The organism is Flavobacterium sp. WC2409, assembly GCF_041200085.1.
Classification (GTDB): domain Bacteria; phylum Bacteroidota; class Bacteroidia; order Flavobacteriales; family Flavobacteriaceae; genus Flavobacterium.
Genome location: NZ_CP165625.1, coordinates 3778179 through 3793654, shown reverse-complemented (window position 1 = coordinate 3793654; position 15476 = coordinate 3778179). Strand labels below are relative to the sequence as shown.

14 protein-coding genes and 1 tRNA gene are annotated in these 15476 nt (G+C 33.2%); 10 read left to right on the top strand and 5 right to left on the bottom strand.

What is annotated here, in order from left to right:
- Positions 1-61 precede the first annotated feature (61 nt).
- The 5 genes from AB3G34_RS16240 to AB3G34_RS16220 are packed head-to-tail and all read right to left on the bottom strand — an operon-like array spanning position 62 to position 4125.
- Positions 62-1321 (bottom strand): hemolysin family protein, encoded by a 1260-nt coding sequence (locus AB3G34_RS16240; protein WP_367756832.1) that lies wholly within the window; start codon positions 1319-1321, stop codon positions 62-64.
- Between the two features lie 3 nt (positions 1322-1324).
- The gene (locus AB3G34_RS16235; protein ID WP_367756830.1) at positions 1325-1519 is read right to left on the bottom strand and encodes a hypothetical protein; all 195 of its coding nucleotides are present in this window, start codon (positions 1517-1519) and stop codon (positions 1325-1327) included.
- Between the two features lie 18 nt (positions 1520-1537).
- Positions 1538-2092 carry an LPS export ABC transporter periplasmic protein LptC gene (lptC, locus tag AB3G34_RS16230; protein WP_367773262.1) on the bottom strand — a complete coding sequence of 185 codons (555 nt, stop codon included), beginning with the start codon at positions 2090-2092 and terminating at the stop codon, positions 1538-1540.
- Positions 2093-2147: 55 nt separating this feature from the next.
- Positions 2148-3398 carry a hypothetical protein gene (locus tag AB3G34_RS16225; RefSeq protein ID WP_367756826.1) on the bottom strand — a complete coding sequence of 417 codons (1251 nt, stop codon included), beginning with the start codon at positions 3396-3398 and terminating at the stop codon, positions 2148-2150.
- The gene (locus tag AB3G34_RS16220; protein WP_369753028.1) at positions 3391-4125 is read right to left on the bottom strand and encodes a type III pantothenate kinase; all 735 of its coding nucleotides are present in this window, start codon (positions 4123-4125) and stop codon (positions 3391-3393) included. The genes AB3G34_RS16225 and AB3G34_RS16220 overlap by 8 nt, the downstream gene beginning before the upstream one ends.
- Before the next feature lie 99 nt (positions 4126-4224).
- Between AB3G34_RS16220 and AB3G34_RS16215 the strand changes: the two genes are divergently transcribed.
- From AB3G34_RS16215 to acs, 10 genes are all read left to right on the top strand, one after another.
- Positions 4225-4297, top strand: a tRNA-Phe gene (locus AB3G34_RS16215).
- A gap of 405 nt (positions 4298-4702) precedes the next feature.
- Positions 4703-5005 (top strand): helix-turn-helix domain-containing protein, encoded by a 303-nt coding sequence (locus AB3G34_RS16210; protein ID WP_367756822.1) that lies wholly within the window; start codon positions 4703-4705, stop codon positions 5003-5005.
- A 105-nt stretch (positions 5006-5110) separates the two neighbouring features.
- Positions 5111-6349 (top strand): hypothetical protein, encoded by a 1239-nt coding sequence (locus AB3G34_RS16205; protein WP_369753027.1) that lies wholly within the window; start codon positions 5111-5113, stop codon positions 6347-6349.
- 27 nt (positions 6350-6376) lie between these two features.
- Positions 6377-7915 carry an MFS transporter gene (locus AB3G34_RS16200; RefSeq protein ID WP_367773255.1) on the top strand — a complete coding sequence of 513 codons (1539 nt, stop codon included), beginning with the start codon at positions 6377-6379 and terminating at the stop codon, positions 7913-7915.
- A 10-nt stretch (positions 7916-7925) separates the two neighbouring features.
- Entirely contained in the window at positions 7926-8150 is a 225-nt protein-coding gene (locus tag AB3G34_RS16195) for a DUF6814 family protein (RefSeq protein ID WP_367756817.1), read from the top strand.
- A 151-nt stretch (positions 8151-8301) separates the two neighbouring features.
- Positions 8302-8496, top strand: coding sequence for a hypothetical protein (locus AB3G34_RS16190; protein ID WP_369753026.1), 195 nt, complete (start codon positions 8302-8304; stop codon positions 8494-8496).
- A complete protein-coding gene (locus AB3G34_RS16185) occupies positions 8489-11200 on the top strand; it encodes an ATP-binding protein (protein ID WP_369753025.1) in 2712 nt (903 codons plus the stop codon). The genes AB3G34_RS16190 and AB3G34_RS16185 overlap by 8 nt, the downstream gene beginning before the upstream one ends.
- A complete protein-coding gene (locus AB3G34_RS16180; protein ID WP_367756813.1) occupies positions 11197-11559 on the top strand; it encodes a response regulator transcription factor in 363 nt (120 codons plus the stop codon). The genes AB3G34_RS16185 and AB3G34_RS16180 overlap by 4 nt, the downstream gene beginning before the upstream one ends.
- Positions 11560-11577: 18 nt before the next feature.
- A complete protein-coding gene (locus AB3G34_RS16175) occupies positions 11578-13479 on the top strand; it encodes an acetate--CoA ligase (RefSeq protein ID WP_369753024.1) in 1902 nt (633 codons plus the stop codon).
- Positions 13480-13505: 26 nt separating this feature from the next.
- Complete coding sequence (gene acs, locus AB3G34_RS16170) at positions 13506-15413, top strand: acetate--CoA ligase (RefSeq protein WP_367756809.1); 1908 nt, start codon at positions 13506-13508, stop codon at positions 15411-15413.
- Positions 15414-15476: the final 63 nt, after the last annotated feature.

The window sequence follows — 15476 nt, the reverse complement described above, 5'->3', positions numbered from 1 at the left end:
CTAATTAATAATTATACTAGTAGCGTTTTATTTTACAAAAAAAATATTTTTACAAAACAAATCACTCTTTTACGGTCATATTAACCAATTCAATTTTCTTATTTGTAGCTTCTTCTATCACAAAATGATAGTTTCCAATGGTAATTACCTCTCCTTTTAGAGGAATTTCTTTTGTGAAATCAACAATAAAACCGCCTAAAGTTCCATAAGAATCACTTTCAGGAATGTTCAATTTGTAAGTTTGGTTTAAATACTCTACATCAAATCGTGCTGAAAAAAGGTAGCTATCATCTCCAAGTTCTTTTTCGATTAATTCCTCATCCGAATCGTGCTCATCTTCAATTTCACCAAAAAGTTCTTCCACAATATCTTCTATCGTGATAATACCTGATGTCCCTCCATATTCATCTAGCACAACAGCAACACTTTTTCTTTTTTTAGTAAGCAAATTCATGACATCCTTTATATATATTGTCTCTGGAACAAATTCGACTGAAATGACTACTGATTTGATACTTTTAGGTTTTTTGAATAAATCAAATGAATGAACATAACCCACAATTTCATCGAGGGAATTCTCATAAACCACAATTTTAGAATAACCTGTTTCTATAAACAACTCTTTGAGCTCTTCTATAGAGTCAAACAAATCTATTGCAACAATCTCCGTTCTAGGACTCATTACATCTCTAGCTTTTACACCTGAAAACTCCAATGCATTTTGAAACATTTGAATCTCTGAATCGACTTCATCATTATCCTCCACCGTACTCATTTGTTCCGTGATGTAGTTCCCTAACTCCACTTTACTAAAATAAAGCTGCACTTGATCACCATCAGTTCTAAAGAATTTTTTTAGAATAAAATCAGAAACCCAAATGAAAAAAGTAGAAATGAAATAGAATAACTGATAAAAAAAATAAGCAGGTATTGCAAAGAATTTTATAAGCACATTAGCATAAATCTGAAAGAAAACCTTTGGCATAAATTCAGCCGTTATCAAAACAATTAAGGTTGATAATAGGGTTTGCAAAAATAAATTTGATAAATCTGAAAAATGAAATTTAAAAGAATCTACCCAACGCATTAACAAATCCCCCATGAAAAAACCATACACTACTAATGCAATATTATTACCAATAAGCATGGCAGCAATAAACTTAGAAGGTTTTTCAGTAAGTTTAGTAAGGATTTTTGAAAGGAAATTATTTTGCTTTTTTTCTATTTCCAGATAAATCTTATTGGAAGAAATGAATGCTATTTCCATCCCAGAAAAAAAGGCACATAGTATTAAGCATATTATTATAATACTAATTTCCATGGATTATAATTTATTATTACGGTCTCCCAATTTTTTTGCGAATTTCCTCCTGAAGAAAAACATAAAAATAGCCAGTCCGGCTATCATAAAACTTAACCAAGGTCCAGTTTCAGTATCATTCCACTTTACAATCCCTTCATACATAAAGTACAATGCAAAAATAAGATAAATGTAAGGCGTGTATTTTAAGTAACCCATAATATTATAATTTGAAATTTATTCGGCTGAATCGAATTCGCCGGTAATTCTTTGTGAGTTTATAACTTTAAAATCTTTACTAAAGTCAATTCCTTGTCCATTAGAAGACCCTTTAACATCTGTAAATTTAAACTTTTTTTCAGTAAAAAACCACTCGTTTTTCTGATCGTAGTACAATTGCTCCGTCTCTAACGTTTGCCCTTCTTGAGAAGCAATCTTAACTTTTCCTTGCAAATCAATTATACCCGTGAGACTATATGAAACCGCATACTTAGATGTTATCCGGGTTTTTTTAGCTTTGTTATCAAATAAAGTAACATCCACCCCTTTTGGAAATTCAGTAAAAGGAAAATTAACACTTCCAAAATCTAACATTTTAGGACTTATTAAAATCAATTTTATAAGACCTGAATCTGTATATTTTAAATTCACATTGTCAGCATCGCTACTTGGAGTGAATTCAGTAAAATTTATTTTTTGAACTTCTTTAAAATTACTTTCACAACCAAAAAACAGAGTCACAGCTAAAACTGTGACTACTGGAAACATGCTATATTTTTTTAGTAAAGTCATTTAATAAACGTAACAAGTTAGCTGAGTTTATAAAAAAAAGGTGTGCTTGTAGTAATTAATTAAATTTAGACTTAACAAACCATTTGTCATTCAATGAAAAACCTAAACTAAATTTCAAATAATTTTCTTGAACTAAACCTGCAGTAGTAGTCCCCTTTTTACCTAGTTCAACCCCAAGGTTTACATTAGAGAAAACTCCTGTTATTGGAAAACCAAGTCCTGCCGTTACTCCCATATCATTTATAGATTCACCATTAACAACTAGACCTGTTTTTTCGTATCTAATACCTCCTCTATACACTATTCTTTTTGGATAACTAGAAAATGAATTGTAGTTTGGAATAAAGTACCCACCTAAACTTACACTTCCATATTTTCCATACCCTACATTACTTGAAGCATTATAATCATTAGCCTCTCCTGGATTTTTTTGATACGCTATTTTACCTCCAATAAGCCATTTTTTTGACTCTCCAATTCCTGCACTTAAAGATATTTTACTTGGGAACTTCATTGTGACTTTACTGTTTTGCTGATCTAAAACATCTACAACCGCCACATCAAATCCTGAATTGTAAATTACCGTAGAGATATTTCTCGTGTTTTTAGAATTCAGTGAACTTTCTAATGAATAATTCAAACTAGTAAACAAAGTAAGTTTTTTTGTTAAATTAGTTTGATACATCGCACCAATATTAAAATTCACTCCAGACAAATCAGCTGTATTCAGTTCACGAGTTCCAACTGGAACACCTGTGATAAATTCTAAGCTACTTGTAGAAATTTTACCAAAATTATAATTTACATCTGCTCCCAAACTAAAACCAGAAGTCACTTTATATCCAACCCCTAAAAAAGCTTTATTTAATCCCCCAGTACCGCTATATCTTCTATTATTAGCATTAACATCTGCTGAAAGCGACTCTATTTTATAACCAACAGATGAATAAGGAATTAAACCAAATCCAACACCTACTTTGCCTAAAGGCAATCCAACGGCTAAATAATCCAACGTAGTACGTTTTGCACTTTCAGATTTTGAATCCGATTTTAATTTATTTGTTGCATAAGTCCCGCCAAGAGCAAAAGTAGTCAGCTTTAAATTAGCAAAACTAGCAGGATTCTCTAAATTAATATGGATACTGTCTTGCTCAACAGATACACCACCCATAGAACGACTTTCTGCCGTCCCTCTAAATCTTACATCTCCAATTCCATAAAAAGAATAAGGCGATGAAGTACCTTCTTGAGCAAAGGAAACTAGTGATAAAAGCAAACAAGCGCTTATTATAATTTTTTTAATCATTTTTGATTTTATATTGAAATGTTTGATTCAAACTTTCTAAAAGAAAATTTGAATTGGCAAATATGGTATTTTTTAATCGTTTAGCCAAAAATTCTGTGTCTCCACCCGTTAAAATTATTATAAAATTTAGACTTAGTCCTTTATATTCATCGATAAAACCGTCAATCTCATAGACCAGTCCGTTTACTACCCCTGAATGAATCGACTGAGAAGTTGAGTTTCCAATAAAATCTTTAGGCCTTTCCAATTCTAGCAACGGTAATTTGGAAGTATAATTATGTAAGGCTTCATATCGCAATCGCAATCCTGGCGTTATTGCACCACCTCTATAATTATCATCCTGATCAATAAAATCATAAGTTACACAAGTTCCTGCGTCGATAACCAACCGATTTTGCTTAGAAAACTGCAAAGTCGCTCCCGAAGCAAGCACCATCCTATCAATTCCCAACGTTTGAGGCGTTTCGTATGCATTGACAAAAGGAAAAGAATCCGTATGAGAAACAAAATGGATGCAAATCTGTTTTTCAAATACCAAAAAAGCCTCTTTTTTAACATTTCCAACAGACGCAACCACTAAATGGGTCACTTTTTTATAAGTATTTAAAATATTTTTAATACTTTTTTCAAGTTCAATAGCATCAAAAACAAAATACTCCAAAGCAGTATTACCCTCAAAAACAGCACCTTTTATTCTCGTATTCCCTACGTCAATGGTTAAAATCATAATTTAAATCTTTGTTTGGCGAAGGTACGAATTGATTTTTTTAAAAAAATGTTTTGGATATACTAAAAATCATTCTATATTTGCACCCGCAATAAGAACGGTACCTTAGCTCAGATGGTAGAGCAATGGACTGAAAATCCATGTGTCCCTGGTTCGATCCCTGGAGGTACCACAAAACCCAAACAGCAATGTTTGGGTTTTTTGTTTTTAAATCTATTTAAATACCCTTCCTCTTTTTACTTCTTGCAAAAAGCGTCTTAAATATCTACAAGCCTCCATTTATTTATCTGACCTAAACTAATTCCATAATTAACCCACACTCTAATAAATTCCTTTTTTTTGCTAATAATCCTTCTATTTGCTGACAAAAATGAAAGGTTCGCATTTATTTTTTATTATTAATGATAAATTCAGAAAATAATACTTGCTAATTTAATATATTTATGCAAAATTTATATACATGGAGATTTTAACCTGTCCAAAATGTCAAGGCAATAAAATTATAAAAAGTGGCGTAATCAACAGTAAACAAAGGTATTTATGCAAAAAATGCAATTACTTTTTCACTGTAGCTAAAATGGGCAAAAAGATAGATGATTATTATGTTACAAAGGCATTACAATTGTATTTAGAAGGACTGAGTTATAGAGAAATCGAGCGTATTATTGGGGTTTCACATGTAACTGTAAGTAATTGGGTAAAAAGTTTTAACATTAAAAAACCATCCCATGCTAATTACCATCCTACTTATAAAATATTTAATCATTTAGAACTAGTAGAATACATTAAAAAAAAGGAATTATTATCTGGAGCCGGTATGATAATAACCGAGTTAGGAGACAAATTTATGCTTATCAAGTGGGAACGTTTTAAAGATTAACTATAGTACTTAACAAGTATATATATCATAATTTTTTTTATTAACAAAAAATTAGAATTTGGCACCGTTATAACCAACCACCTTACCAACCAAACCTAATTAATTATGAAAAAAATATATTTGATTACAGTTATACTGTTAATCAGTTTAAAAGGATATTCGCAAGGATCTCCCGATTACGGAGCCGGAATGAAATTCAACTTAAACGAAGAGGGCTCAAAGTACCTTAGGATAATCTCTTGGGCACAAATATGGGGACAATACAATTCTGACCGCCCATTGGACGGAAACGGGAATAAACAAGCTGATTTAGATTTCAGCGTAAGAAGAGCTCGTGTTTTAATGTATGCACAAATAAACAAAGATTTTTTAATCGTAACACATTTTGGCCTAAACAGTCTTAACGCTTCTAACATAACTCCTACTGGAAAAGGAGAAAGCTCTCAGCTATTCTTACATGATGTTTGGACGCAATATAGCCTTGGCAAAAACAATGCGATTGGAGCAGGTTTGCATTACTGGAATGGAATTTCTCGATTAAACAACCAAAGTACTTTAAACATAATGACCTTAGATAATCAGCGTCAAGCATGGGCTACCCTAGGGCTATCCGACCAGTTTGCTAGACATATAGGGATATTTGCAAAAGGGGGATTAGGTAAATTTCAATATCGCGTTGCAGTAAATGGCGCCGCAACAAATAACTTACAAGCAACAACAGTACCTACAAATGGAGGTGCAGCAACTTATACCGGTGCTCGATTACTTGGATCCAAAGAAGCAGGAAGAACTTATGCAGGTTATTTTGAATACGGATTTTTAGATTCAGAGAGTAACTTTTTACCATACAAAGTAGGAACTTATCTAGGGACTAAAAAAGTATTCAACATTGGAGCAGGATTCTTTTCTCATCCAAATGGATCTGTGATTGCAGACCTTAGCGGAAATCTAAGTGGTGAAAATGTAACTATTTTTGGCTTAGACGCATTTTATGATGTACCTGTTGGAAAAAATGGCGCTGCAGTTACCGCTTACGCTTTATATCAAAATACAGATTACGGAAAAAATTATAGAGTTGGAACAACTTACGAAACGGGATCAATGATTCACGCACACCTAGGATATGTGCTTCCAGGAAAATCAAAAACACGTTTTCAGCCTTATTTATCAATTGACGAAAGACAAATTGACGCTTTAAATGATAACGCTTCTCAAATAGGCATTGGTGCTAATGCCTTTTTTAGTGGCCATAATTCTAAATTAACACTAGAATACCAATCTTTAAAATACGCAACAGACAAAGCTGTAAACACAATCACGCTTCAAGCAATGATTTATCTATAATTAACAAACCAAAAAAACCAATAATTTATGAGTACTAAATCAACAAAAGGAATTTGGAAAGTAATTTCCGCATCCTCAATGGGAACAATGATAGAATGGTATGACTTCTATATTTTTGGAAGTTTAGCCGTTGTCATTTCAACTAAATTTTTCCCAGCCGATAACCCAACCGCAGCCTTCTTAGCAACATTAGCAACATTTGCAGTTGGTTTTGTAGTGCGCCCATTTGGAGCACTTTTCTTTGGAAGATTAGGGGATTTAATTGGAAGAAAATACACTTTCATGGTTACTTTATTACTAATGGGTGGAGCAACATTTCTTATAGGTTGTATCCCTAGTTATGAAACAATAGGATTCATGGCACCGGTTTTAGTCTTAATATTAAGAATGCTTCAAGGTCTTGCACTTGGTGGAGAATATGGTGGAGCTGCTACATATGTAGCCGAACATGCACCTGTAGGCCAAAGAGGGTATTGGACTTCATGGATTCAAACCACAGCAACAGTTGGTTTATTTATTTCTTTAATGGTGATTTTAGCCACAAGAAACGTCCTTACTCCTGAACAATTTGACGAATGGGGATGGAGAGTTCCATTCTGGGTTTCTATAATCATGGTAGGGGTTTCTTATCTAATTAGAAAAAACATGGATGAGTCTCCCGTTTTTGCAAAAGCAAAATCAGAAGGAAAAACAAGTACAAATCCATTAAAAGAAAGTTTTGGAAATCGTTACAATTTAAAATTTGTTTTATTAGCTTTATTTGGAGCTACTATGGGTCAAGGAGTTATTTGGTACACTGGACAATTCTACGCCATGAGTTTCATGAAAACGGTAATGTCAATCGACTCTTCTCAAGTAGATACTTTATTAGGAATTGCATTGATATTAGGAACTCCATTTTTTATTGTATTTGGTTGGCTAAGTGATAAAATAGGCCGAAAATACATTATGATGGGAGGAATGCTTTTGGCTATTTTACTATACAGACCTATTTATAAACAAATGTTTGAAACAACAAATGTGAAAAATAAAACAGAATTAGTTGCTAGCACAAAAATAGTTTCTGAACTGAAAGAGAACAAAAAACAAACCATGGATTCTATTTATACAACTAATAAAGAGTATTCTGATGGCACCACTTTGCTGGAAATAAAAACCGTATCTTTAGAGAACGGTAAAGCAATGATAATTGATGGAAAACCTAAGATAGAGACAAAAACAACAATCAACATCAATTGGGATGACAAGTGGGTATTGATATTCTTAATATTTGTACAGGTTATATTTGTCACCATGGTTTATGGACCAATTGCTGCATTCTTAGTAGAAATGTTCCCTGCAAAAATTAGATATACCTCTATGTCATTACCATATCATGTAGGAAATGGAATTTTTGGAGGATTACTTCCAGCTATATCCACTTACTTAGTTATTAACGGCAAAAACGCTGGCGATGCTGAGTTTTATTTAGAAGGACTTTGGTATCCAATTATCATTGCCTCTGTATGCTTTGTAGTAGGAATGGTTTACATTAAAAACAAAGACACAAAAAACACTCACATTTAAAAAAAAAGCTATGAATCAAATAAAAAGAGTTTTAGGATTAGTTTGGATTGCCTTAGCATTAGCCGCTGCTTATTTTTGCATCTTCACTTTTGGGTTGCCCAAATTTATGTCAGGTAAACAAGACGATTTAGTATTTGGAATTATTATCCTTTTCATACTTACACCATTAATAGTTTTAGGATTAGGCACATTTGGCTATTATGCTTTAATGGGTGACTACGACGAAAAAAAATAACAACCAAACCATTTTTTTAATACGCAGTCTCTACATTTACATGTAGAGATTGCTTATTTTAATTTCCATTAAAATCCCTTGATTCATATATTAAACAAGGCATAAAGATGGTGATACACTAATTCTGTTGTAGAGCAAAAAGTTCTTTAATATGAAAAAAAGACACGAACAAAAGTTGGTTATCCTTTCAATACTAATGTTATTAGTATTGAACATTCCTCTTTTACTTTTATTTGACAGTTCAAAACCCCTTTTTGGCTTTCCAATCGTGTATATCTATATTTTTTCGGCTTGGCTTTTTTCAATTGCTATAACCTTTCTAATCATAAAAAAATATTATGAGTAGTATAGGTCTTTTATTTATTTTAGCACTTTATGTGTCCATACTCTTTTATATTGCCTATTGGGCAGAAAAAAGAAGCCACTCTAAATGGACAAACAATCCCTACATCTATTCCTTTTCACTAGCTGTCTATTGTACTGCTTGGACTTATTATGGCAGTATAGGTCTTGCTGCAAATTCAGGATTAAGTTATTTACCAATTTATGTAGGTCCAATCATAATTATACCCACTTGGATGATTATCCTCAAGAGAATTATCCGAATTTCAAGAGTGAATAAAATATCCAGTATTGCCGATTTTATTTCCCTTCGTTATGGGAATAGTAGATTTCTAGGAGCATTAGTTACCTTGATTTGCATTTTTGGGATTGTTCCCTATATCGCTTTACAACTAAAATCGATTTCAGATACTTTTCATATTGTCACTAAAACACAATCAAATTCTAATATTTTCAATGATACCACTACCTATGTTTGTCTTGCTTTGGCATTATTTGCTTCTTATTATGGGACGCGCTATGTAGATGCCTCTGAAAAAAGACGTGGAATAGTAACGGCAGTAGCTATCGAATCCATATTAAAATTAGTTTTCTTTTTGATCATCGGGATTTACGTAACCTATTTTGTTTATGATGGTTTTGGGGACATTTACACTAAAGCAGCTATTCTTGAAAATTTTGAGCAAAAAAATTCTATCGGCGGGTTGAGTGAAAGCATTAATTGGTTTTTTCTTTGTGTATTATCCATGTTTGCTATTTTTCTATTACCTCGACAGTTTCATACCGCAATTATTGAAAACAATAAAGAAACTCATATTCGAACAGCGATTTGGTTATTTCCATTGTACTTATTACTTTTCAATATTTTTGTATTCCCAATTGCTTGGGGAGGAAATATTTTATTTGAAGGACAAGGGTTAAATTCAGATACGTATTCCTTATTAATCCCTCAATTTTTCAATAATAGTACGCTTACTGTATTAGTATTTCTTGGTGGGTTTTCGGCGGCAATATCAATGATTGTTGTTTCATCTATCGCCTTAGCTACGATGCTCAGCAACAATCTTTTAATTCCTTATGGATTCATAGGTTCCTTAGAAAATTCTTTACAAGAAAAAAACAGTAAACGAATCCTAAACAGTAGAAAAATAGGTATTTTTTTACTTATCCTTTTGGCATATGCTATCTATAAAATTTTTATTCTGGATTACACATTGGTATCTATTGGATTAGTATCTTTTGTGATTATTGCACAATTAGCCCCTTCTTTTTTTGGTGCTCTATTCTGGAAAAGAGGTTCTAAAAATGGTGCTGTAACTGGAATTATACTTGGTTTCACTATTTGTTGTTATACACTTCTTGCTCCATATGCTATTGGAATTACAAAATCGACCAGCTTATTTATTCAAGAAGGACCTTGGGGCATTGGACTACTGAGACCATTCCAGCTTTTTGGATTAAATTATTTAGACCCCATTCCGCATGCAGTTTTTTGGAGTTTATTATTCAACTTAATGAGCTATGCTGCCATTTCTGTAAGTTTTAAAGGAAATTACAGAGAACGCAATTATGCCGAAATGTTTGTCGATATTGACAAATACATCACCAATCATGAGAATGCTTTTGTATGGAAAGGAACGGCATACATATCAGACATTCAAAAAGTGTTGCAACGTTTCCTGGGTGAAGAAAGAACCAAACGTGCACTTACTATTTTTAATTTAAAATACAATATCGATAAAAACATTACAACAGCCGATGCTCGATTTATAAAATTTGCTGAAAACTTATTAACGGGTCATATTGGTACGGCTTCCGCCAAAATTTTAATATCAAGTGTAATTAAAGAAGACAAAATCAGTTTGCCAGAAGTACTTCGAATTCTAGAAGAGTCAAAAGAAAATATTATCATCAATAAAAAACTAACGGATACTTCGAATGAATTAAAAAAAATATCCCAGCAGTTAAAAAATGCCAATCAAGAATTAATAAATAAAGACATTCAAAAAGATGAATTTCTTGATACAGTCACACATGAATTAAGAACACCAATTACAGCCATTCGAGCTGCAAGTGAAATCCTTCATGATGACGAAGACATTCCCGAAGAACTAAAAAAACGTTTTTTGCAAAATATTATTTCCGAGTCAGATCGATTGAATCGTTTAATCGATAAAATTCTTGATTTAGAGAAATTTGAAACTGGGAAACAAAAACTGTATTTATCAAAAAACAACATTTCTAAAACAATAAAAAATACTATAGAATCGGTAAAACAATTGATAAAAAATAAGAATATTGAGGTAGAATTTCATCAAGCTCAAAAAGAAATAAAAGCCTTTTATGATGAAGAACGGATTGTTCAAGTAATTCACAATTTATTATCGAATGCTATAAAATTTTGCCCTGAAAAAGAAGGGGAAATTACCATTACTATAGTCGAAAATAAAGATGTTATTGAAGTCCAAATTCACAATAATGGCAAAGGAATTAAAGAAGAAGATTTTGAAGCTATTTTTGATAAATTCTATCAATCTAGAAACCAAAATGTCAAAAAACCCATTGGAAGTGGCTTAGGTCTAGCCATTTGCAAACAAATAATTGAACATCACAAAGGAAAAATTTGGGCCAAAAAGACAAAGACCGAAGGGGCCACTTTTATTTTCACATTACCTAATTACAATACTACTGAAACTACACTGCCATGAAGAAAATTTTAATTGTAGATGACGAACCTAATATTGTTATGTCTTTGGAGTATACTTTCAAAAAAAATAATTTTGAAGTTTTCATAGCACGTGACGGTCAAGAAGCCTTAGACATTTTACAAAACCAACTACCAGACATAATCATTCTCGATGTAATGATGCCACTGGTTGACGGTTTTGCCACATTAGAACAAATAAAAAAAGATGATCGATTACAAAATTGCAAAGTGATATTCCTTTCTGCAAAAAACAAAGAAAAAGACATAGAAAAAGGCCTCTCATTAGGTGCTAATTTATATGTAGTCAAGCCCTTTTCATTAAAAAAATTAGTAGAACAAGTACACGATTTATTGCAATAATTTAGAAGTAACCAAATCATGAATTACAACGATTTTTATAATAAAAGCATTAAGCGGCCCGAAGATTTTTGGGCAGCTCAAGCAGATACTATTGAGTGGTACAATAAACCACAAATAATTTTATCAAAAGATGAAAAGGGCTACCCGCTTTGGTATAAAGATGGGGAACTGAACATTTGTTATTTGGCATTAGACAAACACATACAGGATGGCTATGGAGATCAAACGGCAATAATTTATGACTCTCCTGTAACTCAAACAGTCAAAAAATATACTTTTGAAGAAGTCAAAACAGAAGTTGCCAAACTTGCTGGAGGCATGCAATCATTAGGATTAAAAAAAGGAGACACGGCTATAATTTATATGCCTATGATTCCTCAGGCCGCTTTTGCAATGCTAGCATGTGCCAGAATTGGAGTAACACATTCGGTTGTTTTCGGCGGATTTGCTCCGCACGAATTGGCAATTAGAATTGATGATTGTAAACCTAGACTAATTATTACTGCTTCTTCAGGAATTGAAATCGACCGTCTCATAACCTACAAACCATTAGTAGACGAAGCAATTGAATTAGCATCACATAGACCTAAAAAAGTAATTGTATTCAATCGAAAATTAGGCGCTAAAGTTCCGTTTAAAAAATACGATGTTGATTATGATGCCTTAGTGTATGGCTCAGAAGAGACCCCTTGTATTCCTGTAAATACTTTACACCCCTTATATATTTTATACACATCTGGAACAACGGGAAAACCGAAAGGAGTGGTAAGAGATACAGGTGGTTATGCTGTAGCACTGCAATTTTCAATGCAATACATTTATAATGTAAAAAAAGATGAAGTGTTTTGGGCAGCCTCAGATGTGGGTTGGGTTGTGGGTCACAGTTTTATTGTTTATGGCCCCTTAATCAATAGAAATGCTACTGTCATTTTCGAAGGAAAGCCTATAAAAACGCCAGATGCAAGCACTTTTTGGAGAATTATTGCAGAGCACAAAGTGAATGCCATGTTTACCGCTCCTACTGCAATTCGAGCTATCAAAAAAGAAGATCCTAATGGCGATTTTATAAAAAAATACGATTTAAGTTCTTTAAAAACACAATTTTTAGCTGGTGAACGTTGTGATATTGCTACTTTAGAATGGTATTCAAAACACATATCTGTTCCCGCGATTGATCATTGGTGGCAAACAGAATCGGGTTGGCCTATGATAGCTAACATGATGGGAATAGAACAATTACCAGTTAAACCGGGTTCGGTAGGTAAAGCAGTGTGCGGGTATGACATTAAAATATTTAATGAGGAAGGAATAGAAGTTGGCCCAAATGAACAAGGATATGTAGTTATACAATTACCCTTACCTCCTGGAACCTTACTTGATTTATGGAATGACAACCCTAGATTTAAAGTGGGTTATTTAACCCAATTTCCTGGATATTACTTCTCTGGAGATGGTGGTTACAAAGATAATGATGGTTACATTTTTATCACTGGAAGAGTCGATGATGTTATAAATGTAGCAGGGCATCGCCTATCCACTTCTGAAATGGAAGAAATTGTTTCATCCCATCAATCCGTCGCTGAGTGTGCAGTAATAGGAATAAATGACGCACTAAAAGGACAAATACCTCTAGCTCTTGTAGTTACAAAGTCAAATGAAGATATTGAACATTTTCAATTAGAGCAGGAAATTATAAAATTAGTCCGAAAACAAATTGGAGCAGTAGCATCATTAAGAAACGTAGTGATTGTAGAACGATTACCCAAAACACGTTCGGGGAAAATTTTAAGAAAATTAATGCGTAGTATTGCAGACGGTGATTCTTTCCAAATTCCATCTACTATAGACGACGAGGCTATAGTTGAGGAAATCGATGCTATTTTAATAAAATATGAGATTGGCATTTATAATAAAAAATAACACTAACTATATTAAAAATTACAAAAATGAGTCGTTACAAAATAAATAACCTAGAAGAATACTTTAAAGAATATAAAAAATCAGTTCGTGAACCTAAAAAATTCTGGGACAAAATCGCATCAGAAAACTTCACTTGGTACCAAGAATGGAGTAAAGTTGTCGATTTTAATATGGCTGAAGCCGAAATAAAATGGTTTGAAGATGCAAAAGTAAACATTACTAAAAACTGTATCGACAGACATCTTGCAAAAAAGGGTGATAAAACGGCTATCATTTTTGAACCTAATGATCCAAAAGAAGAAGCATTACATATTTCTTATACTGAATTGCATCAACGTGTTTGTAAAATGGCAAATGTGTTGAGAGATCAAGGCATTCAAAAAGGGGATCGCGTGTGTATTTATTTACCCATGATTCCTGAACTAGCTATTACCACTCTGGCTTGTGCTAGAATTGGAGCCATTCATTCTGTTGTTTTCGCAGGGTTTTCGGCTTCAGCTGTAACAACTAGAATAAATGACAGTGATTGCAAAATGGTAATTACGTCAGATGGTGGATATCGTGGTAACAAAACAATTGACTTAAAGGGGATTATTGACGAGGCTTTAATAAACACTACTTGTGTCGAAAAAGTGTTAGTGGTAAAAAGAACCAAAACGGATATAAAAATGAAAGAAGGTCGCGACCAATGGTTACAACCCCTTTTAGATCAAGCATCAGATAACAATACTGCTGAAATAATGGATGCCGAAGATCCTTTATTCATTCTTTATACTTCTGGCTCAACTGGAAGACCAAAAGGAATGGTACATACTACCGCAGGTTATATGGTCTATACTGCTTACACATTCAAAAATGTATTTAATTATGAAGAGAACGATGTTTTTTGGTGTACCGCAGATATTGGTTGGATAACCGGACACTCTTACATTCTATACGGACCATTACTAAATGGCGCAACTACAGTTATATTTGAAGGCGTACCATCCTATCCTGACTTTAGTCGTTTTTGGGAAATTATCGAAAAACATCAAGTAAATCAATTTTACACAGCTCCTACCGCAATTCGTGCTTTGGCAAAAGAAAGCTTAGATTATGTACAACGATTCCCACTTAAATCTTTAAAAGTAATTGGCTCAGTTGGAGAACCAATCAATGAAGAAGCTTGGCACTGGTATAATGATCATGTAGGAGATAAAAGATGTCCCGTGGTAGATACTTGGTGGCAAACAGAAACGGGAGGAATCATGATTTCACCAATCCCATTTGTTACCCCAACAAAACCAACTTATGCCACGTTACCATTACCCGGAATTCAACCGGTATTAATGGATGAAAAAAGAAATGAAATTGAAGACAATCAAGTAGTAGGATCTTTATGTATTAAATTTCCTTGGCCAGGAATTGCCAGAACGATCTGGGGCGATCATCAACGCTATAAAGAAACTTATTTTTCAGCCTTTCCAGGCAAATATTTTACTGGGGATGGTGCTTTACGTGATGAAGTAGGGTATTACCGAATTACGGGTCGTGTAGATGATGTAGTTATTGTATCTGGTCATAACTTAGGAACAGCTCCTATTGAAGACGCCATCAATGAGCACCCAGCAGTTGCTGAGTCCGCTATTGTAGGTTTCCCACACGACATAAAAGGAAATGCATTATATGGTTATGTTATTCTAAAAGAATCAGGGGAATCTCGCGACAGAGAAAATTTGATGAAAGAAATCAACCAACAAATCTCAAATCAAATTGGTCCAATTGCCAAGTTAGATAAAATACAATTTGTTTCTGGTCTACCCAAAACACGTTCAGGAAAAATTATGAGAAGGATTCTTCGTAAAATAGCCGAAGGAGATTATTCTAATTTTGGGGATACCTCTACATTATTAAATCCTGAAATTGTGGATGAAATAAAAAACGGCAAAATTTAATTTTATAATTTTTATTATAGCAAAAAGCGACTTCATTCATGAAGTCGCTTTTTTTATAAATAA